A 24911-nucleotide genomic window follows, 5' to 3' on the forward strand; every position below is an offset into this window, starting at 1 on the left:
TCAACTTTTCTTTCGCGCTATAATATGAATCGGTGTACCTTCAAATCCAAAGGCTTCCCGAATTTTATTCTCGATATATCGCTTATAGCTAAAATGCAATAATTCCGGATCGTTTACAAATAGAACAAAGGTTGGCGGTTCTACGCTGACCTGTGAAGAATAATAGATCTTTAACTGCTTACCGTTATGCGGCTTGGCAGGATTCATCATTTGCGCATCCAAGATCACATCGTTTAATACATTGGTTTGAATACGCAAGCTGCAGTTTTCATGCACCTGATTGATCAAAGGCAGTAATTGATTGACTTTTTGATGTGTCAAAGCTGAAGCAAAAGCAATTGGTGCATAATCTAAATAAACAAATTGCGCACGAATTTCTTTCTCGATCTTTGCCATTGTTTTCTCATCTTTTTCTACAGTATCCCATTTATTATAGACAATGATGACACCTTTTCCAGCTTCATGAGCTAAACCGGCCACGTGTTTATCTTGTTCACGAATTCCTAAAGAACCATCAATTAAGAATAAAACGACATTGCTTCGATCAATTGCGCTTAATGCACGTAAAATGGAATATTTTTCAATATTCTCATAAATCTTTCCTTTTTTGCGAATACCGGCTGTATCGATGATCATGTATTCCTGTCCATCGTAAGTAAACGGTGTATCGATCGCATCGCGTGTCGTTCCTTCTACATTGGAAACAATAACACGATCTTCTTTTAAGATCGCATTGACCAAAGAACTTTTTCCTACATTGGGACGTCCGATCACACAAAAAGATGTCATTCCTTCATAAGGAGATAATTTCTTTTCCGGCATAACTCTGGTGATCTCATCCAATACATCACCTAAACCGATACCATGGGCACTGCTGACACAGAATGGATCCTGTAATCCCAAAGCATAAAATTCATACGCATCTAAGCGTAATTTTTCATTATCTACCTTATTAACAACTAACACGATGGGCTTGCCAGACTTCTGTAGTTTTTTGGCAATGGCTATATCATCGGTCATAACACCTTCTTTACAGGAGACAAGAAAAACAATAACATCGGCTTCCTCAATCGCAATATCCACCTGCATATTGATTTCCTGAGCAAATGGCTGGTCCTCAATCTGGATTCCACCGGTATCAATGATACGATAGGTTTTCGTGAGCCATTCTACTTCTCCATAGATACGATCTCGTGTCACTCCCGGTGTATCATCAACAATGCTTTTTCTTTGTCCAATCAAGCGATTGAAGAAGGTTGATTTCCCGACATTAGGGCGTCCAACGATTGCAATGGTACCCTGGATCATAAAATCACTCCTCTCTATACTTTTTCATCAATTATTTTTTGAATTTCTTCTACAACTTCCTCAATAGTCATATCCGAAGTATCAATGACCTGTGCATCTTCGGCTACTTGTAACGGCGAAATTTCACGATGCGAATCTTGATAGTCACGCGCTACGATATCTTGAAAAATCGTCTCATAATCCGCATCAATACCTTTAGAAATATATTCCTGATAACGACGCTGCGCTCTGGCCTTACTGGAGGCATCCATATAGATTTTTACCTCGGCATCCGGCAATACAACGCTGCAGATATCTCTTCCATCCAGAATATAGCCTTTATTCTTGGCAATCTGTTGTTGCAAAGAAACTAGCTTTTTACGCACAGCATTAAAGGCCGAAAACTTCGAGGCTGCCATAGATATCTCATTCATACGAATTTCTTTGGACACATTTTCTCCATTTAAAAACACTTGATCCTCCTGAAAAGAGATATCTATATTTTCCAATGCATCCAAGAGTTCTTTTTCGTTATTTACATCCACTTTGTTTTTTAACAGATAGTAGGCAACGCATCGATACATAGCGCCGGTATCTAAATGTATCATATGATAGGCATCAGCTAATAAATTGGCAATAGTACTTTTCCCGACCCCACTGGGACCATCGATCGCAATATTAAATTTTGACATATTTTAAGCTCCTATTTGTGTAATGAAGTAGAAGGTTGCGGCTAAAGAAGCAATCAAAAGTAAGACTAAAACAACTAAAATCACATTGATGATCATACCCGATTTGCTCTTTGGTTCATTTTCCATCTCTTCCAAATCACGAGTGCTCATACGAATTTTTGCCGATGGCATTTCTTGTGAATCCTGCACTTTTTTCGATTTTGATTTTTTAGCCTTATGTGTTTTTGTTCGTTTTGGCTGTGCCTCTTTTTTAGGCTGCTCCAAAACTTCTTCTTGTTTTGAAGGCTTTGTCGTATCGAACAGACTTAAATGATCGGTATCTGCCGTATCGTCTACTAAAATATCCTGACTTCCCAGGACAATATTCGTATAGGTTGCTTCCGGAGAATGATCCTCATCTTCTTGAGCCACATAGCTTTGTACTGAATCATCCATACCGACTTTCGGTTCTTCTACGACTTCCGGTTTTGTCTGGATAGGATTGATACGCGTCAACTTCTGATTTGGCATATAGGTAGCCACACCGTCCACATCTTGTTCAATTTCCGGTTTCTGTATCTTCATTGTACCGCCGGTTTCTTCTTCCTCCATCGGTACAATATGCGTATTTCTGTGCATAGAAGAAGGTTTTTGATCCAACTGACGCAAAATGTTGATCTGTGTATCATCCGTTATACGATTTCCCTGATCAATATTATAGCGTTTCACTTCCCCTAAAAGATCTTCCATGACTGGGCTGTTGTTGTTAGTCGCCTCTTGTGCAGATGATCTGGAAGGGACTGCCGACACATTTAAATCATTGGCATGTGCCAATGCCTTGTGTTGTGTTCTGGATAATCGTGCAAACCCTGTCTGTTGATTGATTTTATCTTCCTGAGCAGCTGTAGTTTCTTCATCCAGCCGATTTCTTAAATCTTCATACCGTTTTGTTCTTGATAATTTTTCTGCCATAAGATCCTCCCAAGCATTCTTTTAACATTATACAAAATCTGATTCAATTCTACAATATGCTTTACATAAAGCTATTTTCTCTATAAGTCAACTACTGTCTTTAAAAATTTCAAACCAGCCAGATGAGTTTGTTCAAATCGTTCATACCAATCCGCCCAAAAGATGCAGTCTTTGATTTCAAAATGACAGTTTTCAATTAAAACATCGATATTTTTCGAAGAAGCCTTAAATAAAAGATAAACTTTTCTCATGTCCGATTTATACATTTTTATGCCATTTTGATTACAATAATGACATAAAAAACCACCGTCTTTGATACTTAGCGTTTCTAAAGCATCTTTTCGATGACAAAGAGTACAACCATCGACAAATGGCTGAATACCTTCTGCACATAAGATTTCTTTTAATACAAAACAACCATAAGCAAAGACAGAATTTCTTTGGTCCTGAACCGCTTTTAAATATTCCAAAAAAGCTTCCAACAACAAGGGACTAGACTTAGTCTTTAATAAAATATCGCGTAAAAGAAAGCTAAAAGCCTGTATAGTTAGATCCTCCATTACGCGATAAAAGAAACAAATTGGTGTGGCATGTATCAACAATCCCGGTCCCTGATTTCTTTCTTCGATGTGCCATGTCGCATATAAAAAAGGCTGACATCCGCTTCTAAGCTTGGACCCTTCTTTCTGGATGCCTCGTACTCGAACTGAAACGATTTGATCCTGTGTCAACATCCATGCCAGCCCGTCTTTTTCCTTATAATCTTGAACCTTTAAAACAATGCCGGTCGTTTTAATCGTCATTTAGCTCATCCAATCCGAATTCTTTAATTTTTTGTTCTTTATTTCGCCAGTTTTTCTCTACGCGAACATATAATTCCAAATCCACCGGACAACCAAATTTTTCCTTGAGTTCTTTTTGTGCCGCAAGACGAATCTTCTTGATCATACTTCCCTGTTTTCCGATCAATATCCCTTTTTGGGAATCACGATCAACAATGATCATTGCCTGCAGATGCAGACGACTTCCTTCCATCCTGCGATTTTCCAGTACGACCGCAACGCTGTGTGGAATTTCCTCTTTGGTCACAAATAAAATTTTCTCACGAATGATCTCCGTCGTTTGAAAATTCTCATCATGATCACTGATCATCTCCTGCGGGTACATAGCCATTCCTTCGGGAAGAGCTTGTTTCAATACTTGTAACAGCTCATGCAAGTTTTCTTTTTTGAGCGCACTGATTGGAATGATGGCATGAAAGTCATATTTATTTTGCCAATCCATCAGCACTTTGATCATGTTCTCTTTTGAAAGATGATCGATCTTATTGACCAGAAGAAAACAAGGCTTATGTAAAGATTGTATACGCTCCAGGATAAACGAATCGCCTTTGCCAAAGGGTTGTGTGCCATCAACGATCCATGCCAGACAATCACAGTCCTCCATGGCCATATACGCATTCTTGTTTAAAACACGTCCCAACTGCTGCTGCGGTTTATGAATGCCCGGTGTGTCCACAAAAACAAACTGGGCATCTTTCTGGGTTAAGATACCGGCAATATTGTTTCTTGTCGTATTAGGTTTATCAGACATAATGGCCACTTTTTCTCGCAATAATGCATTTAAAAGCGTACTTTTCCCGGCGTTGGGTCTTCCGATGATCGCAATAAAACCTGATTTATATGTCATACTCGTTCCTTTCTAAATTATTTTTTGAATAAGGATCACAAATCCAATAAAAGCACTGAAAAGGCTCAGTAAAAAGACAGCGCCTGCTGCCATATCCTTGATCTGTTTTGCCTGTTTGGTATGTTCTAAAGAAATGTAATCGACAAGCTGTTCGATACAAGAATTTATGATTTCTCCAACTACAACAAGCACAATACATAAAAGGATCCAAAACCATTCTTGTACAGTAAATCCAAGCAACAAGCCAAACAGGATCACTAGCAGGCCAAATAGCATTTGAAGAGCTATGCTTTTATCACAAATCGCATAGCGCAGACCGCTAAACGCATATTTAAACCTACCTTTGAACCACTTCATCCAGTATCACATCCTGTAAATCAAACATCTCTTTTTCATCCTTTGGACACATGTGATCATAACCCATCAGATGTAATAGGCCATGACAGAAAAGAAAACAGGCTTCTCTTCGTTTAGAATGTCCATACTCCTTTGCCTGTGCGCTGATAGCTTCCACATTGATGAAGATATCTCCTAATTCGTTTTCCTCTTCTTCCAAAACGATGTTGGAGCTATCATCCTGCAGAGCAAAGCTAATTACATCCGTACTGCGATCGATGTTGCGATATTCTTTATTGATCTCATGGATCCTTTCCGGTGTCACAAAAATGACACTTAATGTATAATCGTGATTACGATGCAGAATGGAACAAGCTCGTTCTAAAATCCTTTGATAATCTTTCTTATAGCGATAAATACTTTTATCTTTTGCTTCATTGATCATTACTATTTCCATATAAGAATTATACACCAAACATGAAAAAAGGACTATTCAAATCTATAGTCCTTACTTTGTCGTTCCTTTAGGTATAAAAGAATATCCTAATTCAATGCTTTTGTTTTCACGTACAGATTCATCATCCACCAGCATTTTTGTCAATAAACGCATCGATACGGCCCCCATATCATACTCCGGAATGTTAAAGGTTGAGATATTTGGTCGTGTCATGGAAAGATACTTATTATTAAGAACACATACAAGCTGGCAGTCATCCGGAATCTTATATCCGGCTTCCTGACAGGAATTCAATACCGCAATAGCCTGAGAATCTCTAAATGTAAACACAAACTGACTTGGTTTATTGGTCTTAAAGTATTCAGTCAAGAAATTATAAGAGCTTTTATATGTTTCATCATACGAAATGTATTTTTTAAACTCAGTTCCGTGATCATGGAAAGCACGTTCAATTCCAGATCGCATCTGTTCCATCATACTTAAATTTAACTTGTCCTCTACCAGCGAAATATCATTGATGCCTTTATCGAACAATTCATTGACCATTTCATAAGCCATTTTTTCAAAATCGACATAGACATTGCCTACATTGTTGACTTTGGTTTCCGGCAACAAAGAACCAACGACAACCATTGGAATCTGATATTCCTGCAAGACTTCCATCTCATCTTCTGAGAAATTATCATTGAATAAAATAACACCATCGACATGGGATTTGATAATGGATTCGATCACATCCTGCATTTTAGAAATGCCCTGTGATGTCGTGTGGAACATGATGTTGTAGTTATAGATCTTTGCCACATCCATCAAACCATTTAAAATTTTTCCATTATAGGCAAACAGTTTTTCACTCATGACGATTGATACGGTCGTTGTTTTGGATAAGGCAAGTCCCTGTGCAATCGCATTGGGCTTGTAGCCTAACTTTTCAATGGCTTCCTGTACCCTTTGTTTAGTGTCTTCACGAACCACATTGCTGTCATTAATGACTCGGCTGACCGTAGCCAAAGAAACATCAGCTTCCTTGGCCACATCATAAATCGTTATACGTTTCATAGCTTATTCTCCATCCTCCTGTATCCCCGAATCGGAAGTTGTACGATCTTTTTTATCAAGGAACTTACGGATTCCACTAAATACCGCATCTCCTACTTTTTGTGTAATTTGTTCCGCAGAATCCACGGCATTTTTCAAACCTTCACTTTCTCTTAATACATCCAGTTTTTCATCGGCCGTGTTCACAAAGTTTTTGATATTATCGTTTTTCATCAAGGCATCAGCACCGGCTTTGATACCATCTCCAATCAAAACACCAGCCCCAATTAAAAAGTCTTTCCCGGCTGAAACTGTATTCTTGAACTGCTCTGAATTGCTGATTTCCAATGCTTTTTCCTTTGTCGCCTTCAAGACCTTTACCGTTTCATCTTTAGCCTTGTTTAAACCTTCTTTGACTTTCTCCGGTTCTGTATTTTCTTTGATCCATTCCTGCAGATCTTCAAAAATAGCCTTGATCTTTTCCTTGGCATCCTGAATTACTTCCTCATTTTCTTTGTTGTTGTCTTCCTTCAGCGTCTCCAGCTGATTCATCGCTTCATTTTCTAATTCCTGAACAACTTCAGCGCTTTTGTTTTCATCACTCATGATTCATCCTCCTTATCTGATGCTGCATTTACAGGTTCTGTATCCATGACCGGCTCCTTCTTCGTATTGAACCAGTTCTTAATCTGATCTACATTCTTGACTACGGTACTGGCTGCTGTCTTTACGGCTTTTTTCGTAGTTTCATGTACTTCGTCGATCGTATGTGAGATATTCTCTGCTGTAGAAAGAGGAGCATCCAGCTTACGGAGCTGCTGTTCGGTTGTATCTAAGGTTCGAGTAGCGCTTTTTACCGTTTGTAAAAGCTCTTTTAAGATCAAAATCACATATACTAAAACAACGATACCCAGCACAGGTAAGATCCAACCTGCAACCATCGCAACCGTAGAAAAAAATTCATTTACAGTCAAAATATCACCTCAGAATTATTATAACATTTACAAGGAAGGAAGACCATTTCTTTTTGAAAAAATTTTCATAAATCTTGAAAACGCTTTAAAATAAAGACGGAGTTGAAAAAAGACACCCTAAAGGCGTCTATAAACGATACTATTTTAGAAGACTTGCTAATTTATCCTTTAATAGGTAAATATCCTTACTGGACATAAAGACATAGACAGCCGGTGCCATCTCTTTTAAGACCTCTGCTGATTTTTCATCGATATCCAATAAGATAGAATTCGGACATAAATCTAAAAGATCTTGAATCGTAACTGTAATACTTTCACCTTCTCTTTGCGCATTTTTAGGGAAATCGCACAATACAACTTGATCAGCCGTATTTAAGCTGTCGGCAAAATCTTGAAGGAAGTATTGCAGCCTGGAATAACGATCCGGCTTATACAGGGCAATAACCTTCTTTTCCGGATATTTCTTTCGTGCAGAATCGATCATGTAGCGAATGGCAGTCGGATGATGTGCATAATCATCGATCAATACACTATCCTTGACTTTTTCAATGACAAAACGGCGGGCAATTCCCTGGTAAGTCTTTAATCCTTTGACAATGTCATTTACAGGCATTCCTAACACATGACATAAGGCAAAACAACCTAAGGCATCCTGCAGGAAGGGATCACCGACCTCGCTTAATTCTAGATGTGCTAAAACCTTGCCCTGATATAGACAATCAAAGTGCATTCCAAAAGGACCTTGTTCAATATTTACAGCCTGATAATCATTTCCCTCTTGTAAACCATATGTCGTAACAGGCACCGAATACGATAATTTTGGCAAATATGGATCATCTCCAAAAATGACACAGTGCTTCTTTGTCTGATTGACAAAAGATTGAAACGCATCGAGATAATCATCCATATCTTTATAATAATCAACATGATCCAACTCAATGTTAGTAATCAGTGCATAATCTGGATGGTATGCTAAAAAATGTCGTTGAAACTCACAAGATTCCAATACAAAATATTTCGCATCCTCCGGCATATGTCCATGTCCATCACCAATCAAATATCCCGTCGGTAAAAGCTGTGGCAAGACATGCCCCAAAATTCCCGTCGTCGTTGATTTTCCATGCGTTCCTGCCACACTGATGGACGCATAAGACTCCAACAATTTTCCCAGGTATTCATTGTAGTAATATGTCTTTACCGTTGGATTCTGCATAGCAGCTTTAACTTCCGGATTGGTCTCATCAAACGAAAGTCCGATAATGCATGTATCATGATCATGAATATGACTGGCATCGAAGGTCGTGATCGCAATGCCTCTTTTTTCCAGTTCATCCTGTGTAAAGATATATTTTTCAATATCGCTTCCCGTAACCTCTTTATGCTCATCATAAAGAATACTGGCTAAAGCTGCCATTCCTGTACCTTTGATTCCGATAAAATGATAGGCCACTTGACTCACCTCGAATCAGTCTTTTGAAAACAAAGTGGCTTGCTTGTTTTCTTTCTTTTCCGGTTTTTCTAACATCGAATCCAGAGAATATCCGCGATCCTTGCTCTTGACTTCTTTTTGTGCCGGTTCCATCTTTGGAATATTCTGTACCACTGGTGTTACCCCCGGTCGATCTCCGTACATCGGTGAAAGAACTGTCATATAGTCTTCCAACTGCTCCGGTTTACTCAAATCAATCGCATTATGCACCTTGGACGTATCTTTTTTTGACTCTTCCATATTCCCAAAAATCGGAGAAATAATAGGTGTATATTCCAAATCCTCCTGAGTTCTGCGCACTTTTTTGGTTTTAGAGCGATCGAAATGATACATTTTTTTTCTTGGACGCGGCTCTTCGCTTGCTACACTGTCAACATCCAATCCCGTAAAAATCGTACTTTTGGGTTCTGTGCTTGCAGGAGTCTGACCAAAGCTTGCGATCTGTACATCTTCTGTCTGTGGTTCCAAATGAATCTGCGGCTCAACAAAAGTTGATTCCTGCGATTGTTGTACCTGTACATTGGAAACAGTCGTCTCTTCCTTTTGAACAGGCTCGTTTACTTCTTCTTCCGGCTCTACTTCTTCAGTAAAAATAGCTTGCATTAAGTCTTTAAACATGTTTATTCCTCCACATCCTTTAACGCATCAAGATATGCTTCAATTTCCGGTCTGGTCTTTCGCAGTGAAGAGACAAAACGAGAAACTTCTTTTCCATTTTTAAAGCTGACAAAGCTTGGGATTCCCATGATTTCCAGTTCTTGTGCCAGATCCATCATTTCATCACGGTCTACTTCATAAAAATCATAGGCATCATATGCCGCTTCGACACTTGGCATAAATGGTTTGATAAACATACAGTCACCACACCATTTGGTCGTAAATAAGATGACACTGATTTTATCATTTTGAATAGCGGTATTAAATTCCTGTTCATTATGAATCTGTTTCATTTTCCTTCTCCTTTTTGAATACACAGCGATAGATAGGCTGCCCATTAGCAATAAATTTTTCTTCGTATTCGGTGATCGCATCTTCTTCATGCGGCTCTCTTCGATAATTCACACATAAATCATCCAATAAAAAGCCTGCTTTCAAAAACTCCAGAACAGAATATTCAAACAACTTTTCATTATCTGTTTTCATCTGGATCTGTCCGTACTTAGATAAGATCGACTGATATTGCTGCAGAAATGAAGCACTGCTCAATCTTCGCTTCGCATATCGTTTTTTCGGCCATGGATCACTAAAGTTTAGATGAAGTATATCGACCTCTTCTTTGGCAAACCATGTATCGATCAAAGAAGCATCTCCATGAATCAAGAAAAGATTTTTCACCTCCATGGCCTCATCAAATTTCTTTGCCGCAATACCAGCTGCACTCTCATTCTTTTCAATAGCCACAAACAGTTCATCCGGATATTTACGTGCCATTTCTAACGAATAGTTCCCTTTACCGCAACCAATCTCTACATGAAGCAGGCGATATTGTCCCTTCCATAAAGATTTTTTTTCTTCGGGATGGCTGACTAGCTTCTGACTGTCGGATAAGTATTCCACAGCCCACTTTACTTTACGCATTCGCATGATTAACTACACAAAGATACAATCGCATCGGCATAAATAGCGATAGCCTGTATCAAATTCTCCAATTTAATTCCTTCATCTCTTTGATGACATTCTCCGACAAATTGATCGGTCGTTTTTACTTCGTTTGGCAAGACCGGTCCATAAGATACAAAATTTTCAAACTTACGAGCATAAGTTCCTCCACCCAATGTAAAGGCGCAGGAGAACGTATCTTTCGTGTATTTCTGATAAACCGCCATCAGATCCGTAACCAACTTGGATTGAGGATCGACAAACAACGGTTTAGAATCACTCTCCATGATCGCACGAATGTTGGAGGATAAAGAAGCACATGTCGCATCAAAGCCTTCCATAATCGATTTCGCATCAGTATCGTTTGGATAACGAATATCAATCAAAATACGTGTTTTACCATCTTCAATATCGACAATACCTGTGTTCATCGTCAAGAAAGACATATATAAACCATTTTTATAAATCCCAACCGGTTTTCCCTGCCAGTCTTGTAAGATATGATATAAATCCTTGGCAAGTTGATCATCAAAGGACTGACCAACAAAATTCAAAATGTGGACTGCTGCATTTACCCCTAACCATGGCATAGCTGCATGGGCAAAAACACCATCAATATGAATCGTATTGCCTTCAATGCTTCCCTGCAGACCGTTGACTTTACAATAATAAGCAAACTCTTCTTTTTGTTTATCATTGATGGAGACAAGTGTACAATCCGCTTTTCCAATCACGATATTAGGTCGACTGCCGGCATGAAAAGACTGGATGACGCTTTCATCCTGCGATTCCAGGACTACATGCAGACCACCTTTTTCTCCATAGATGACTGGGAAATCGGCATCCGGTACAAATCCCATCTGTGGAATTTCCGCATGTTCTTTATAATAGTCCATACACTCCATTCCGCTTTCTTCATCGCATCCGGTAATCAACATGACCCTGCGCTTTAAAGGAATGTTTTGTTCTTTAATGATCTTTAGCGCATAATAAGCAGCCAAAGCCGGTCCTTTATCATCCATGACACCACGACCAAATACATAGCCGTCATTGACAGTAACTTTCAGCGGATCTTTTGTCCAGTCATCCCCGATTGGAACGATATCCAGATGACCCAATACACCTAATGTATCTTTTTGTTCTCCATATTCAATGACACCGGCATAGCCATCAATATCTTTTGTCACAAAACCATCACGTTTTCCCATCTCCAACATCGCATCCAACGCTTCTCGGCATTTCTTACCAAAAGGTGCATTTTCTGCTTTTGTGGATAGATCACGTGTTGATTCTATAGAAACCAATGTATTCAAATCTTTAAGAAAATCCTCTTGTTTTTCTTGTGCAAATTTCAAAAAATCCATATGTTAGTTCCACCTCTCTTTGGTATTTTAACACATTTCAAATCGACTATAAACAGGAATGACAATTATCTTCTATTACGTTTTATAAAAATTCCTGATCATTAAAATCTCTACTATTTATCGCTATTTAGAAGAATTTCAAAAAATAAAAATGTTTACATTTGCTTTTGATATTATAACTGAAATCCAATAAATTCACTTTTTACAAAAAAAGGATTGCACTCTGCAATCCTAGTTCGATTCTTCTTTCTGTTCTTTTTTCGGTTCTTCCTTTGGTTTTGGAAGCAGTGCTTTGGCACTGACATTGATACGACCTTTGTTGTCGATCTCAGTAACCTTGACATCAATCGTATCGCCGATCTTTAAGACATCTTCCACTTTTTCTACACGGTGATGAGAAATCTTGGAGATGTGCAATAATCCATCCGTATTACCAAACAAGTTGACAAATGCACCAAATTTTTCGATACGAACGACTGTTGCGGTATAGACATCACCAACTTTAGCTTCACGAACGATATTAGAAATCATTTCTTTAGCTTTGTTGATCGTATCATAGTCATGATGATAGATCACAACTTTTCCGTCATCATCGATATCGATCTTGACATTGTCACAAGCCGCAATGATCTCATTGATCATTTTTCCACCTGGACCAATGACATCCTTGATCTTATCTGGATCAATGTTCATCATCGCAATCTTAGGAGCATATGGACTTAATTCCTTTCTTGGTTCCGGAATACATGCCAACATGTTATCCAAGATTTCCAGACGGGCTTTGTGCGCCTGTGCCAGTGCTTCTTCGAAAATATCCTTTGTGATTCCAGTCACCTTGATATCCATCTGTAAGGCAGTGATCCCTTTTGTAGTACCGGCAACTTTGAAATCCATATCACCAAAGTGATCTTCCATACCCTGAATATCCGTTAATACTGTATATTTACCGGAGTTATCATCCATGATCAGCCCCATCGCAATACCGGCTACCGGCGCCTTGATCGGAACACCGGCTGCCATCAAAGACATCGTTCCGGCGCAAATACTAGCCTGAGAACTGGAACCGTTACTTTCCATAACATCGGCAACGGTTCGAATCGTATAAGGGAATTCATCTAAGCTTGGTAATACCTGCAACAAAGCACGTTCTCCTAAAGCTCCATGTCCGATTTCACGACGTCCCGGACTTCCCATACGTCCGGTTTCTCCGACACAGTATGGTGGGAAATTGTAATGATGCATGAAACGCTTAGCTTCAACCTCTGTCAAATCATCAATGATCTGGTTTTCGTTAATAGCCCCTAATGTTGTGGTAGATAATACCTGCGTTTCCCCACGTGTAAACAAGGCAGAACCATGAACTCTTGGCAATAAATCGACCTGTGAATTTAATGGACGAATTTCATCGATAGCACGACCATCCGGACGCACTTTGTCTTCAATGATTAAACGACGAACTTCATCGGCTTCAATACCACGACAAATTTCTTTTGTCTGTTTTACGGCATTGTTCAATTCTTTTTCAGAATCGTATTCCTTGGCAGAGATCATCTCTACTGCTTCTTCTGTCAATTCATCAATTTTTCCGTAGCGTTCCAATTTTTCTTTGATGGATACAGCTTCACGGATTTTTGCTTCAAAGTTTTCACGAACTTCTTTATCTAATGTTTCATCAACTGCATATAACGTCACTTCGCGTTTTTCTTTACCACAGGCTTTTACAATTTCTTCCTGAAAGGCACAAAGCTTTTTGATTTGTTCATGTCCAAACATCAATGCCTGTAACATATCTTCTTCACTGACCTCTTTGGCCCCGGCTTCCACCATGTTCAAAGCCTGGCTGGTACCGGCAACCGTAAGATCGATATCACTGGCAGCAGCCTGTTCAACGGTTGGGTTACAAATCAGTTCCCCGTTGACACGACCGACTTTTACACCGGCAATCGGGCCGTTAAATGGAATATCACTGATGCACAAGGCAAGGCTGGCCCCAAACATAGCCGCCATTTCCGGTGAACAATCCTGATCTACACTTAAAACCGTATTTACGACCTGTACTTCATTACGGAAGCCTTCCGCAAACAAAGGACGGATCGGACGGTCGATCATACGAGCCGTTAAAGTCGCATGCTCACTTGGGCGTCCTTCTCTTCGTAAAAAACCTCCCGGAATCTTCCCTACGGAGTATAACTTTTCTTCAAAACTGACTGTTAGCGGAAAGAAATCAATTCCTTCCTTTGCCTGATTCGATGCACAAGCGGTTGATAACGTAACGGTATCTCCGTAACGCACGATAACGGCGCCATCTGCCTGCTTGGCAATCTCACCAGTTTCCACTGTGATCCCCCGACCACAGAAATCTAAATGAAACTCTTGTTTCGCCATATTTTACCTCTCTTTATACCGATTGTTAGTGTAACATAATCGGACAACAAAAAAAAGTAATCTTTCGATTACTTTCTCAGACCTAAACGAGAGATCAAAGATTTATAACGTTCCAAATCTTTGTTCTTCAAATATGCCAACATGTTTTTACGGCGACCAACCATTTTCATCAAACCTCTTTGAGAATGATAATCATGTTTGTGTTCCTTGAAGTGTTCTGTCAAACGGTTGATCTGTGCTGTCAATACCGCAATCTGAACTTCCGGAGAACCTGTATCTCCTTCATGTGTGGCATATTCTTTCATAATAGCCTGTTTTTCTGCTTTCAATAACATTTTTTCTTCCTCCTGTATTGTGTTCTAATGATCCAGGAATAAGGTCGGAAGTCTCCTTGTTCTTAGACCAAAAGCAAAAATACTATATCAGTTTACATCGAGGAAATCAACTAAAATCGTATTTAAAATCTCCATTCCCTTTGGTGTCGGTTTTAAATACGGTTTTTCATAAACAAGGTATTCCGGCATGTATTTTCGCAATACATTTTGATAGATCGTATGAAAATCCTTCTGATACTTTTGTTGCCATTGATCAACATTTAATCCAAAACTCGTTCGTAATGCCATCATGATCGCATCAAAAGCATTGTCCTCTTCCAAATAAACAGGATTGGGACCTTCTTTTAAATACGTCTGCATATCCTTTGTGTTTTCATACAACAATCCATTTTCTTTACCGGATGCCCCACAGCCAATACCATAAAAATCCTGATCCGACCAATAATGAAGATTATGTAGAGAATAAGCTTTCTCTTTGGCAAAGCTGCTGATTTCATAATGTTCAAATCCATGTTCAACACATGCCGAAACGACAGTTTCATACATATCCGCTTCCAAATCTTCATCACAGGGCAAAATATGCCATTTGCCAAAAACAGAATTTTCCTCGATCTGTAAAGAATAAATGGAAAGATGTTTTACATCTAACGCGAACGTATGTGCCAAATCCTCTTTCACTTCCTCTAAAGTCTGATTTGGTAAAGCATAGATCAAATCAATGGAGATATTATGGATACCGGCTTTCTTAAAATAAGAAATCGCATCAGTAACTTGTTTTATAGAATGTGTTCGACCAATAGCCTGCAGCTTTGTATTCGAAAATGTCTGAACACCAAGACTGATTCGGTTAACACCCAGCTTCTGATACAAAGCGGCCTGTTCCTGTGTCACATACTCTGGATTGCACTCTACCGTCCATTCATAATTGTTATCTAAATACGGCTTAAAGAAAGAAGCCAGTTTGATAAACGAAGACTCTGAAAGAGAGTTTGGTGTTCCCCCTCCAAAATATAACGTCTTTAAATGCGATATCGATTTTGCATGAACTTCTTTTTGAATCTGATCCAACCATGGATCTATTCTGTTTTCATCGTAGATCCAGCGACAAAATGCACAGTAATAGCAGATGCTTCTACAAAACGGAACATGGACATAACACGCATCCGCCATTATTGATCATCCATAGAAAGAACAGCCATGAAAGCTTCCTGGGGAATTTCTACCGATCCCACTTTCTTCATACGCTTCTTTCCTTCTTTCTGTTTTTCCAACAGTTTCTTTTTACGAGAGATATCCCCACCATAACACTTGGCCAATACATTCTTACGCAGCGCTTTGATATTGGTACGGGCAATGATCTTTCCACCAATGGCTGCCTGTACCGGAATTTCAAACTGCTGCTTAGGAATGATGTCTTTTAACTTGATGGTCATCGCATTGCCACGATTATAGGCAAAATCCTTAAACACGATCGTACTTAAGGCATCGATGATTTGTCCATTCAATAAGATATCCATTTTTACTAAAGCACTTGTTTTATAACCACTAAAATGATAATCCAGACTGGCATAACCCTTAGTATAAGATTTCATTTTGTCAAAGAAATCATAGATGATCTCACTTAAAGGTAATTCATAAACCATGTTCATACGAAGATCATCAATCACCTGCAGATCGATGTACTCGCCTCGTTTTTTCTGACACAAATCCATCATGGCGCCTACATAATCCTTTGGCACCATGATTTCAGCGCGTACATAAGGCTCTTCGATATGATCGATATTTTGTGTTGGCGGCAAAGCAGCCGGGTTGTCGATTTCCAACATCGTTCCATCCGTTTTATAGACATGATAAATTACGGAAGGTGATGTGGCAATCAAATCCAAATTGTATTCTCTTTCCAATCGCTCCTCGACCACATCCATGTGTAAAAGTCCTAAAAAGCCACAGCGGAAGCCAAAGCCTAAAGCCTGGGATGTCTCCGGCTCAAAACGCAAAGAAGCATCATTCAATTTTAATTTGGATAAAGCTTCTTTTAGATCATCATAACGAGCGTTATCCACCGGGTAGAGTCCACAATAAACCATTGGATTCATTTCACGATACCCATGCAAAGCCACTTCACAAGGTTGTTCCACTTTGGTAATCGTATCACCGACACGTACATCCTCGATATTTTTGATGGCCGCACTCACCCAACCGACTTCACCGGTCACAAGTTCGGATTTAATAACTTCCTTAGGTGTACGAACGCCAACATCTATGACCTCATATTCGGCGCCGGTTGCCATAAAGCGAATCTTATCTTTCGGTTTGATCGTTCCATTTTTGACACTGATAAAGGCAATAACACCACGATAAGAATCATAAAGGCTGTCAAATACCAGGGCTTGAAGCGGTGCATCATTATTACCTTTGGGTGCCGGTAACTTATGCACAATCTGCTCCAGTACCTGATCGACATGTAAGCCGGATTTAGCACTGATCTCTACCGCATCGCTGCAATCTAAACCAATAAGATTTTCAATTTCCTCTTTGACAACATCTGGTTGTGCGCTGGGAAGATCGACTTTATTTAAAACCGGTAAAATCTCAAGATCGTTTTCTAAAGCCAGATAAACATTAGCCAAGGTTTGTGCCTGTACCCCCTGGGCCGCATCAACGACAAGGACAGCTCCATCACAGGCAGCTAAAGAGCGAGAAACCTCATAGCTAAAATCGACATGGCCCGGTGTATCGATCAAATGAAAAACATAGTCCTGTCCATCTTTGGCATGATAAATCAGCTGAACCGCATTCAATTTGATCGTAATACCTCTTTCTCTTTCCAGATCCATAGAATCTAAGATCTGATCCTTCATCTCTCTTTTTTCCACAGTATCTGTTAATTCCAAAATACGATCGGCCAATGTGGATTTGCCATGATCGATATGTGCAATAATTGAAAAATTTCGTATATTCTTCTGATCCATTTCACCACTCCTTAACTGACGCGTTTCCCTTTTAGATTTTGTCCTTGTCCATTGGCAAAATCCAGACCGGAAACAACCGGTTTTCCTTCCATTTGGCACTGTTGAATGATCAAAATGCCATGGTGAAGACTTAAACCAAAGCCTTGATCCACTTTACCTAACCAAACAAAAGGCTCCTTAACTTCCTGTTGTTTATAATCTACTTTATAAACCTTAAACTTCTTGTGATTGACTTCAATGTAGCCTCCCGGCGCATGCGATAAAGCATTGATCTGACAAAGAATGGCTTCATCATCTTTGGAAAGATCGATCTTTTCATCTTCTTTTTCAATCTTGGCCGCAAAGGTTACCATTGATTCATCCTGTTCCACATAGTGTGCATCCTTAGAACAGATCGCATCATAATCTCTTATCAACAAGCGACTGGCCGCCAGTGCCATCTTTTCAAATAAGCCGGACGATGTTTCCATTGGCTCAATCACGATTTCCTCGGTATCAAAAACCGGTCCGGCATCCATAGCCGAAACCATCTTCATCAAAGACATGCCAGTCTTTTTTTCACCATCCCAGATGGCCCTTTGAATCGGCGCCGCCCCTCGATATTTTGGCAATATAGAACCATGAAGATTCACACAACCATAAACCGGTGCTTCTAAGATCACATCCGGTACGATTTGTCCAAATGCACAAGTCACGATCAGTTCCGGCTTGGCATCCAAAACAGCCTGATACTCCTCCTTGATACGATATGGCTGGAACACAGGAATGTCATGATTCAAAGCACATTCCTTGACCGGCGAATAAGTAACCTTCTGCTTACGACCTACCTTTCGATCCGGCTGTGTCACCACCAGTACGATATCGATACCAGCTTCTATCATATTTTCTAATACAGTACAGGCGATTTGCGGGGTTCCCATAAAAACGGTACGTACTTTTTTCATATCCATTCCTCCAATCTTGGCTATTATACCCTATTTTTTTGAACTTGTGTTGCATTAAGAACAATATTTTGTTATAATTCAAAAGCAATTTAAGTCAGGAGGTGCAAGCCATGCCACAAATTAAATCGCAAAAGAAACGTGTTAAAACAAATAACAAAGCGCACAAATTAGTTGTATCCAAAAAAACGGCTTTAAAAACTTCCATTAAAAAAGTTTTAGCTGCTGTAGAAGCTCAGGATAAAGAAGCAGCAGTTGCCGCATACAACGAATGTTGTTCAAAGCTTGATAAAGCTGTCGCTAAAGGCGTACATCATAAGAACTATGCCAGCCGACAGAAATCACGTTTGGCTACAGCTATCAACCATATTCAGTAAAAAAAGTTTCCGCTTGGGAAACTCTTTTTTTTTACATCCATTTTAAGATCATGTTCTCAAAACCTTCATCCTTATCGATACGCCCCATTTTCATTTCCTGATCCAATGTAGCCAAGGTTTCTAACTGATCCAATAATTCCTCGCTGGTAAAAGATTGTGCCTTTTTCATATTGATCTGCACCCGATAAGGATGCGCCTTTAAAAACGAAGCGATCTCCTCTTTTGTCATCGCCTGATCCATGCAAACTCGAACCTGAAATAAAAAGCGAACCTGTGATGCCAACAATCCGATGATTGCTACCGGCTCCATATTCTGTTTTCGAAAGTTTCGATAAAAAGCTAATAAACGAACCCCGTTTTTGGAAAACAGCGCATCTACCATCTTAAAAACATCGTTGACCGGCTCCGGCGTAACCAATGCTTGTACGTCTTCTAAATGAATCACATCTCCATACGTTTTTAATTTATAGATCTCTGAGTCAATTCGCATCGCATCCAGGCCGACTCTTTGACAAAACCATCGCAGAGCATCCGCATCCATATGCAGCTGTTCTTTCTTGATATGCTCCTGAATATAGCTTCTCTGACTTTGTTCATCTAAGGCAATACAACTATACACTGTGGAAATTTCCATCAACTGTTTTACCGCTTTTTTTCTTTGATCCAGCTTGGCACTTTCACAAATCAAAACAAGAACATAGCCATCCTCCCCATTTCTTTTTAAAAACGATTCAATGTCATAATGCGTGGTATTTTTCGACGACAGGAATGTACAATGCTCCAGACAGATCATCTTAGCCTCATCAAAGATGGAAATACTGTCCATCTCCTGCAGGACTTCCTCCTGTGTTTGCACCATTGCATCTAAACGCACGATATTTTGAATCTTGTGTTTTCTTTTTATCACATCTACCTTTTGATGAATACGACTTGTATCATCACCAAATACGATATAGAACATATTTAAATCACCGAACCAATTATACCAAAAATATGATTCCCTGTTTGAAAAAAATGTAAACCATGAAAGCTGGAAATTTGTATCATCCCCGCATCTGCAGTATTCAGTGTATCAATGCCTGCTTTCTGTAAATTATTGAGTACCTCAAGATCGGGATGTCCGTATCGATTGCCTTTTCCAGAAGAGATCAAAGCAAGTTGTGGATGCACGTGATACAAAAAGTCTGGTAAAGAACTGGTTTTAGAACCATGATGTCCTACTTTTAGAATGTCGGCTTTTAGATTCGGATATTGGTGAAGCAACTGTTTTTCGATCATTCTTGAAGCATCGCCCATCCATAAATAGTTCTGATCATCATAAGTAAAATAAGAGATGATACTTTTATCGTTTTCTTCTTTCGCATCACGATTTTCCAACAGTGAATAAAACGGATACGAAACATTGATTTTTTGAAAAGGCTGCGTAATGATCGTATCAATCTGTAAATGCTCCTTTAAAGTTTCAATGCCACCGATATGATCAAAGTCTTCATGAGTCAAAATAACCGTATCAATTCTGTTGATATGCTTCTTTTGAAGATATGGCAATACTACTTTTTCCATATTGTCCGGATGCATGATATTTTCTCCACAGTCAATCAATACGGCTGATCGCAAAAAAGGTTCTGTGATCAAAGTGCAGTCCGCCTGTCCGATGGAAAAGACCGTCACTCTAAAGAAAGGATCACAATATGGTAAAACAAAAGGCGCCAGCATCGTTGTGACCGATAATAGTACAGTTATTCTCTGTTTGCGATAAAAAAGTAATCCAAAACAAGCGGTCAACCATACCAATAAAAATAAGAAACCGGCATCATAAAACCACGTAAAAGAAGGAAGAGCATTCGCAAATGCAGTCCAGTATGTTGAAATATCCACTGCCGGAAACCACAATCCAACACATGCCAGCAACAATACGATACCGCTCCATTTATGCAGCCAGCTAAAACAAAGAAAGCTGAATCCATCAATTTCTTGAAAGTATAAAAATGAAAGTCCGAATAAAAGAAGCCTACGTACCAACCATCTTTGTACTGAGCCCGAACATAAAACGACTGTCAGTGAAAACAAAGACGGAAGAACAAAGGCAAAGGAAAGTGCTTTTTGCGGCATCAAAAGTAGAAATAAAAAGGTCGTACAGGCAAATTGATATTCCCAATCCTTAAAGAAATAACGAGAAATTTTCTGACAAATATAACGACATAAAGAGGCTGTAAAAACAAACATCAGGCCACATAAGAGTCCTATCAAGATCATGAATAGAGTTATCCCTGAAGACGATACAAACCGTTTCAAAGCTTTCTCTACAAAATAGAACAAAGCCATCAATGGAAGCGATAAGCGCATGACTAAATCCGGTGTATCTTCCTTATAAATGCCATATAAAAATCCTTGTAAAGACGAAGAATGATGACGAATAAAACGATATACATCACTGCGTAAAGACCTTCCCTTTTGAACCAGAGAATCTTTATGAACAATTCCCTGATAATAAATATCGGACGTCTGAAGATACTGTTCAAAGGAAAATAACGAAAGATTATTCAAGGAATGCACACGTTTAAATTCTTTTATATAGTATTGATCACCATAATCTGCATCTTGAAGATCATATAAGAGAATCTTTGTTGTAGAATCCGAGGCAATCGCATAATTAGCCTTTATTTCCTCTACCACATACGTACCAGGTTTTGGCATTGTCGGCCGCATAGGATAAAAGCACAAAGAAACTAGACATACCATTATCCAAAGTACAAGGATACCCAAATACTTTGTGTTAGTTGCACAAAACAAAAACAAACCACACACAAAGAGAATAAGTAGAAAGTATATATCCTTTATTGCTAACGAAAGCCAGAAACCAACCGCAAGAAAGAACACATTCCTTTTCATAGCGAAATCTGATTCTTAATGGCTTCAAACAGTTTAGGCCCAATCCCTTTGACGTTCATAATTTCTTCCAGCGTAGAAAACGGCTTTTCTTGACGATAAGCAATGATGCGATCGGCCATGGCCGGACCGATTCTATGCAGACGGCAAAGTTCTTCCTTGGAAGCAGAGTTTATTGAAATTAAATGCGCTGTTTCTTTTGAAGATGGAATCATGATCGTACTGTCCGGTTCCACATTTTCTAACAATGTCAAATTTTGTACGTCCGCTTCCTCGGTAAGTCCACCTGCTTCCTCAATGAGATCTTGTATTGTAGCTTCCCACTTGATGGAATAAATCCCTGGTTTGTTGACTTCTCCCTTTATCTCTGCTTTCTTGATCGTTGGTGCGACTAAATCCAAAGAAACCGGCTGATATCGATTCCAGTACGCAAAACAGAGACAAAACACAAATAACAAAAAAAGAAGAGCTCTTTTCATAATATATCACCCTTCTTTTATATACGTATAAAATTTGAAAAACTATTACTTTATACTTAAAATTTTTACTTTATATGGTTCTTCGACACGTGTAACTGTTACTGTCTCTCCAACTTTGTGATCCAAAATAGCTTCAGCCAATGGCGTATTGTTGGAAAGCTTTCCGTTTAATGGGTCAGCTTCAATTGAACCTACGATAGAGAATGTGTTCTCTACATGATCCTGTAAATCTTCCAATGTCACAATCGATCCCAACTTCACAACAGCATTTTTCTTCTTTTTCTTACCATCAGATTCTTCGATGATCTCCGCATTTTTGATCATTGTCTCCAATTCGCGAATACGAGCTTCTACCTGCGCCTGATGATCTCTGGCTGCATCGTAATCCGCGTTTTCCGACAAGTCCCCCTGTGCACGGGCTTCCTGTAGTTCAACGATGACCTGCTGACGGACATTTTGAACTAGATTTTCATGCTCTTTGACAAGATCATTATACCCTTCCTGGGTGACATAAAATTTATCATTTTCCATTGTTTATTCACTCCTTGATTGCATTGTGATTATAGCATACCCACTGTTTTTTTCAATCCTTAATTCAAGATCAGACCCAGCTCTTCACAAATGCGCTGATGTTCCTCATACGTCTTGGAATAATACACCTTACCATCACCATGAATATCGGCCGCAAAAAATAAATACTCTGAAGATTCCGGTTCTAATACAGCAAGTAAGGCATCTCCTCCAGGATTTAAAATAGGTCCAACCGGCAGTCCGTTATTCAGATATGTATTATATGGAGAATCCACATCCGTTTGTGTTTCACAATCCTGTGGATCATCAAACTGATCATACAACGCATAGCACACAGTAACGCTGGATTCCAAACGCATATCCTGATTTAAACGGTTGTAGAAGACACCGGCAATCGCGGGCATATCTTGTTTAGTCCCGGACTCAAACTGAACGACACTGGCAAGTGTTACCAGTTCATGTACCGAGTAAGAGCTATTTTCAAAAGCTGATTTATGTTCTTCATAGAAAATATTAAACTGATCCAGCATTGTACGTGTGATCGTATCCAGATCGGCATCATTCGCTAAGAAATATGTCTCCGGGAACAAATACCCTTCCAGCTTCACTTTATAGTTATCGTTGTTAAGAGCATCCGCATCCAAAAAGGCATAATCCTTTGACAATGTTTGAATATATTCGCTGTCATTCCACAAAGATAGAATCTCATCGGTGCTGTAAGATGGATACAGGCTGGAAATCGAAGCGGCTACTTCCTTGGCCCATGTTCCTTCCGGTACTGTCAATCGTTTTTCTTCCTGTTTGGCATTTTCCTGATTTCCGATGTACGATAAGATCTCTATGGTGCTCATGCCATCGTTTAACTCAAATAGACCGGCATAATACTGATTCATTCCCGTAAAACGAGCATACAGCTTAGCTACGGAATCAGAGCGAATCAAGTGTTGTTCTTTTAATGAGGTCAAGACAGAATCAAAGGTTTCTCCTTCTGTGATTTCAAAAGAAATGACTTCTTCTCCATTTCCTACCGCTTCTAAATTTATGCGCACATAAATAAATGTACCAATACCGGCAATCCCCAGCAACAATACGATAACCAGCAGGATTCGAGGCCATAAAGCCTTTCGCTTTTTTCTTTGTTTAGGCATTTTCCTCGTCCTCGGCAAAGGTGTTGATCACTTCCTCTACCATTTCCCACTCTTCTTCGCTTTCAATCGGATATAAATTTCCCTGATCGTCATAACAGGAGGCAAATACTTCTTCTGTATCATGGTCAGCATCCTGAAAAACAACGTACTGTTTCTTTTTGTCTTCACTGTCAAAAGTAAAAAGAATAGTCATCTTTTTTTCATTTCCGTTTTCATCCTGTACATACAAACAATTTGAATCTAACATAATTTTGTTTCCTTTCCAAAAAAAATAGGGATGTTTAAACTCCCCCATTTTGTTGATCTAAATACCCTTGAAGAATCTCAACCGCTGCCAGCTGATCAATGATCTTCTTCCGCTTTTTTCGGGAAACATCACCTTCTAAAAGGATCCGCGTTGCACTGACTGTCGTCAAGCGCTCATCCCATAGGGTTACATCGTAACCCTCTTTCTTTAATTCTTCGGCAAACTGAATCGATATCTCGGCCCGTGTGCCTATATCCCCATTCATATGCTTTGGTAAACCAAGCACGACTTTTTTAACTTGATTCTTTTCTAAAAGATCCAATACCTCATCAAAACAGATATCATAATCTTCCGATGGAAAACGGATCGTTTTCAAGGTCCTTGCCACCAATCCTGTCGCATCACTGATCGCAACCCCACAAGTAACGCTTCCAAGATCCAAACCGATGATACGTGCCATTATTTTTCCAAATATGCGCGAACCAGCTCTTCAATGATTTCATATCGTTCAATGCGCTGAATCAGATTACGCGCATTTTTATGCGATGAAATATAAGCCGGATCGTTAGAAATCAAATAACCGGCAATCTGGTTCACCGAGTTATAACCACGTTCTTCCAACGCCTCAGAGACTTCACGCAAGACCCCCTTTATATTTTCTCGACGAATCTCTTCGGTAGTAAATGTCATAGTTTCTGTAATATCTTTCATACTATCACACTCCTTGCTAC

The 24911-nt window shown here is 39.3% G+C and carries 29 protein-coding genes; 1 reads left to right on the forward strand and 28 read right to left on the reverse strand.

The annotated features are described in order from the left end of the window. The 20 genes from der to fmt all read right to left on the reverse strand — a co-directional run bounded on the left by der (nucleotide 1) and on the right by fmt (nucleotide 18512). A complete protein-coding gene (gene der, locus G413_RS0100965; RefSeq protein ID WP_022789086.1) occupies nucleotides 1-1308 on the reverse strand; it encodes a ribosome biogenesis GTPase Der in 1308 nt (435 codons plus the stop codon). 14 nt (nucleotides 1309-1322) lie between these two features. Continuing rightward, entirely contained in the window at nucleotides 1323-1979 is a 657-nt protein-coding gene (cmk, locus tag G413_RS0100970) for a (d)CMP kinase (RefSeq protein WP_022789087.1), read from the reverse strand. A gap of 3 nt (nucleotides 1980-1982) precedes the next feature. Then, nucleotides 1983-2930, reverse strand: a complete 948-nt coding sequence (locus G413_RS0100975) for a hypothetical protein (protein WP_022789088.1) — start codon at nucleotides 2928-2930, stop codon at nucleotides 1983-1985. A gap of 80 nt (nucleotides 2931-3010) precedes the next feature. Beyond that, a complete protein-coding gene (recO, locus tag G413_RS0100980; protein ID WP_022789089.1) occupies nucleotides 3011-3733 on the reverse strand; it encodes a DNA repair protein RecO in 723 nt (240 codons plus the stop codon). Then, nucleotides 3723-4619 carry a GTPase Era gene (gene era, locus G413_RS0100985; RefSeq protein ID WP_022789090.1) on the reverse strand — a complete coding sequence of 299 codons (897 nt, stop codon included), beginning with the start codon at nucleotides 4617-4619 and terminating at the stop codon, nucleotides 3723-3725. Before era ends, recO begins: the two co-directional genes overlap by 11 nt. 12 nt (nucleotides 4620-4631) lie before the next feature. Next, nucleotides 4632-4976 (reverse strand): diacylglycerol kinase family protein, encoded by a 345-nt coding sequence (locus tag G413_RS0100990; protein ID WP_027968963.1) that lies wholly within the window; start codon nucleotides 4974-4976, stop codon nucleotides 4632-4634. Further along, entirely contained in the window at nucleotides 4957-5412 is a 456-nt protein-coding gene (ybeY, locus tag G413_RS0100995) for an rRNA maturation RNase YbeY (RefSeq protein ID WP_027968964.1), read from the reverse strand. The genes G413_RS0100990 and ybeY overlap by 20 nt, the downstream gene beginning before the upstream one ends. A 51-nt stretch (nucleotides 5413-5463) precedes the next feature. Next, entirely contained in the window at nucleotides 5464-6471 is a 1008-nt protein-coding gene (locus tag G413_RS0101000) for a LacI family DNA-binding transcriptional regulator (RefSeq protein ID WP_022789092.1), read from the reverse strand. A 3-nt stretch (nucleotides 6472-6474) separates the two neighbouring features. Next, the gene (locus tag G413_RS0101005; protein ID WP_022789093.1) at nucleotides 6475-7056 is read right to left on the reverse strand and encodes a hypothetical protein; all 582 of its coding nucleotides are present in this window, start codon (nucleotides 7054-7056) and stop codon (nucleotides 6475-6477) included. Then, nucleotides 7053-7424, reverse strand: a complete 372-nt coding sequence (locus tag G413_RS10595) for a hypothetical protein (RefSeq protein WP_022789094.1) — start codon at nucleotides 7422-7424, stop codon at nucleotides 7053-7055. Before G413_RS10595 ends, G413_RS0101005 begins: the two co-directional genes overlap by 4 nt. Nucleotides 7425-7563: 139 nt before the next feature. Continuing rightward, complete coding sequence (locus G413_RS0101015) at nucleotides 7564-8874, reverse strand: UDP-N-acetylmuramate--L-alanine ligase (protein ID WP_022789095.1); 1311 nt, start codon at nucleotides 8872-8874, stop codon at nucleotides 7564-7566. Between the two features lie 15 nt (nucleotides 8875-8889). Beyond that, on the reverse strand, nucleotides 8890-9531 hold the full coding sequence (locus G413_RS0101020; protein ID WP_022789096.1) for a hypothetical protein: 642 nt from the start codon (nucleotides 9529-9531) through the stop codon (nucleotides 8890-8892). 2 nt (nucleotides 9532-9533) lie between these two features. Beyond that, nucleotides 9534-9863: a thioredoxin family protein gene (locus G413_RS0101025; RefSeq protein ID WP_022789097.1), complete on the reverse strand. Its 330-nt coding sequence runs from the start codon at nucleotides 9861-9863 to the stop codon at nucleotides 9534-9536. After that, entirely contained in the window at nucleotides 9847-10491 is a 645-nt protein-coding gene (trmB, locus tag G413_RS0101030) for a tRNA (guanosine(46)-N7)-methyltransferase TrmB (RefSeq protein ID WP_338066695.1), read from the reverse strand. Before trmB ends, G413_RS0101025 begins: the two co-directional genes overlap by 17 nt. 8 nt (nucleotides 10492-10499) lie before the next feature. After that, entirely contained in the window at nucleotides 10500-11876 is a 1377-nt protein-coding gene (gene pepV / locus G413_RS0101035) for a dipeptidase PepV (RefSeq protein WP_022789099.1), read from the reverse strand. Between the two features lie 231 nt (nucleotides 11877-12107). Further along, complete coding sequence (pnp, locus tag G413_RS0101040; RefSeq protein ID WP_022789100.1) at nucleotides 12108-14261, reverse strand: polyribonucleotide nucleotidyltransferase; 2154 nt, start codon at nucleotides 14259-14261, stop codon at nucleotides 12108-12110. Nucleotides 14262-14329: 68 nt separating this feature from the next. After that, a complete protein-coding gene (rpsO, locus tag G413_RS0101045) occupies nucleotides 14330-14596 on the reverse strand; it encodes a 30S ribosomal protein S15 (protein ID WP_022789101.1) in 267 nt (88 codons plus the stop codon). An 87-nt stretch (nucleotides 14597-14683) separates the two neighbouring features. Then, nucleotides 14684-15766 carry a radical SAM family heme chaperone HemW gene (gene hemW, locus G413_RS0101050; protein ID WP_022789102.1) on the reverse strand — a complete coding sequence of 361 codons (1083 nt, stop codon included), beginning with the start codon at nucleotides 15764-15766 and terminating at the stop codon, nucleotides 14684-14686. Beyond that, a complete protein-coding gene (gene lepA, locus G413_RS0101055; protein WP_022789103.1) occupies nucleotides 15766-17568 on the reverse strand; it encodes a translation elongation factor 4 in 1803 nt (600 codons plus the stop codon). The genes hemW and lepA overlap by 1 nt, the downstream gene beginning before the upstream one ends. Before the next feature lie 11 nt (nucleotides 17569-17579). After that, nucleotides 17580-18512 (reverse strand): methionyl-tRNA formyltransferase, encoded by a 933-nt coding sequence (fmt, locus tag G413_RS0101060; RefSeq protein ID WP_022789104.1) that lies wholly within the window; start codon nucleotides 18510-18512, stop codon nucleotides 17580-17582. A gap of 110 nt (nucleotides 18513-18622) precedes the next feature. On the opposite strand from fmt, the gene rpsT reads away from it, so the two are divergent. Continuing rightward, entirely contained in the window at nucleotides 18623-18886 is a 264-nt protein-coding gene (rpsT, locus tag G413_RS0101065; protein WP_022789105.1) for a 30S ribosomal protein S20, read from the forward strand. A 31-nt stretch (nucleotides 18887-18917) separates the two neighbouring features. Here the strand turns inward: rpsT and holA are convergent, their stop codons facing one another. From holA to G413_RS0101105, 8 genes are all read right to left on the reverse strand, one after another. Continuing rightward, entirely contained in the window at nucleotides 18918-19847 is a 930-nt protein-coding gene (gene holA / locus G413_RS0101070; RefSeq protein ID WP_022789106.1) for a DNA polymerase III subunit delta, read from the reverse strand. A 2-nt stretch (nucleotides 19848-19849) separates the two neighbouring features. Beyond that, nucleotides 19850-21583: a ComEC/Rec2 family competence protein gene (locus tag G413_RS0101075; protein WP_022789107.1), complete on the reverse strand. Its 1734-nt coding sequence runs from the start codon at nucleotides 21581-21583 to the stop codon at nucleotides 19850-19852. Nucleotides 21584-21774: 191 nt separating this feature from the next. Further along, nucleotides 21775-22254 (reverse strand): ComEA family DNA-binding protein, encoded by a 480-nt coding sequence (locus tag G413_RS0101080; RefSeq protein ID WP_022789108.1) that lies wholly within the window; start codon nucleotides 22252-22254, stop codon nucleotides 21775-21777. 45 nt (nucleotides 22255-22299) lie between these two features. Further along, entirely contained in the window at nucleotides 22300-22785 is a 486-nt protein-coding gene (greA, locus tag G413_RS0101085; RefSeq protein WP_022789109.1) for a transcription elongation factor GreA, read from the reverse strand. A gap of 59 nt (nucleotides 22786-22844) precedes the next feature. Then, complete coding sequence (mltG, locus tag G413_RS0101090; protein ID WP_022789110.1) at nucleotides 22845-23933, reverse strand: endolytic transglycosylase MltG; 1089 nt, start codon at nucleotides 23931-23933, stop codon at nucleotides 22845-22847. Next, on the reverse strand, nucleotides 23926-24180 hold the full coding sequence (locus G413_RS0101095) for a DUF1292 domain-containing protein (protein ID WP_022789111.1): 255 nt from the start codon (nucleotides 24178-24180) through the stop codon (nucleotides 23926-23928). The genes mltG and G413_RS0101095 overlap by 8 nt, the downstream gene beginning before the upstream one ends. Before the next feature lie 34 nt (nucleotides 24181-24214). Then, nucleotides 24215-24640, reverse strand: a complete 426-nt coding sequence (gene ruvX, locus G413_RS0101100) for a Holliday junction resolvase RuvX (protein WP_022789112.1) — start codon at nucleotides 24638-24640, stop codon at nucleotides 24215-24217. Then, nucleotides 24640-24891, reverse strand: coding sequence for an IreB family regulatory phosphoprotein (locus G413_RS0101105; RefSeq protein ID WP_022789113.1), 252 nt, complete (start codon nucleotides 24889-24891; stop codon nucleotides 24640-24642). The genes ruvX and G413_RS0101105 overlap by 1 nt, the downstream gene beginning before the upstream one ends. Between the last annotated feature and the right edge of the window lie 20 nt (nucleotides 24892-24911).

The organism is Faecalicoccus pleomorphus DSM 20574 (assembly GCF_000420345.1).
Classification (GTDB): domain Bacteria; phylum Bacillota_I; class Bacilli_A; order Erysipelotrichales; family Erysipelotrichaceae; genus Faecalicoccus; species Faecalicoccus pleomorphus.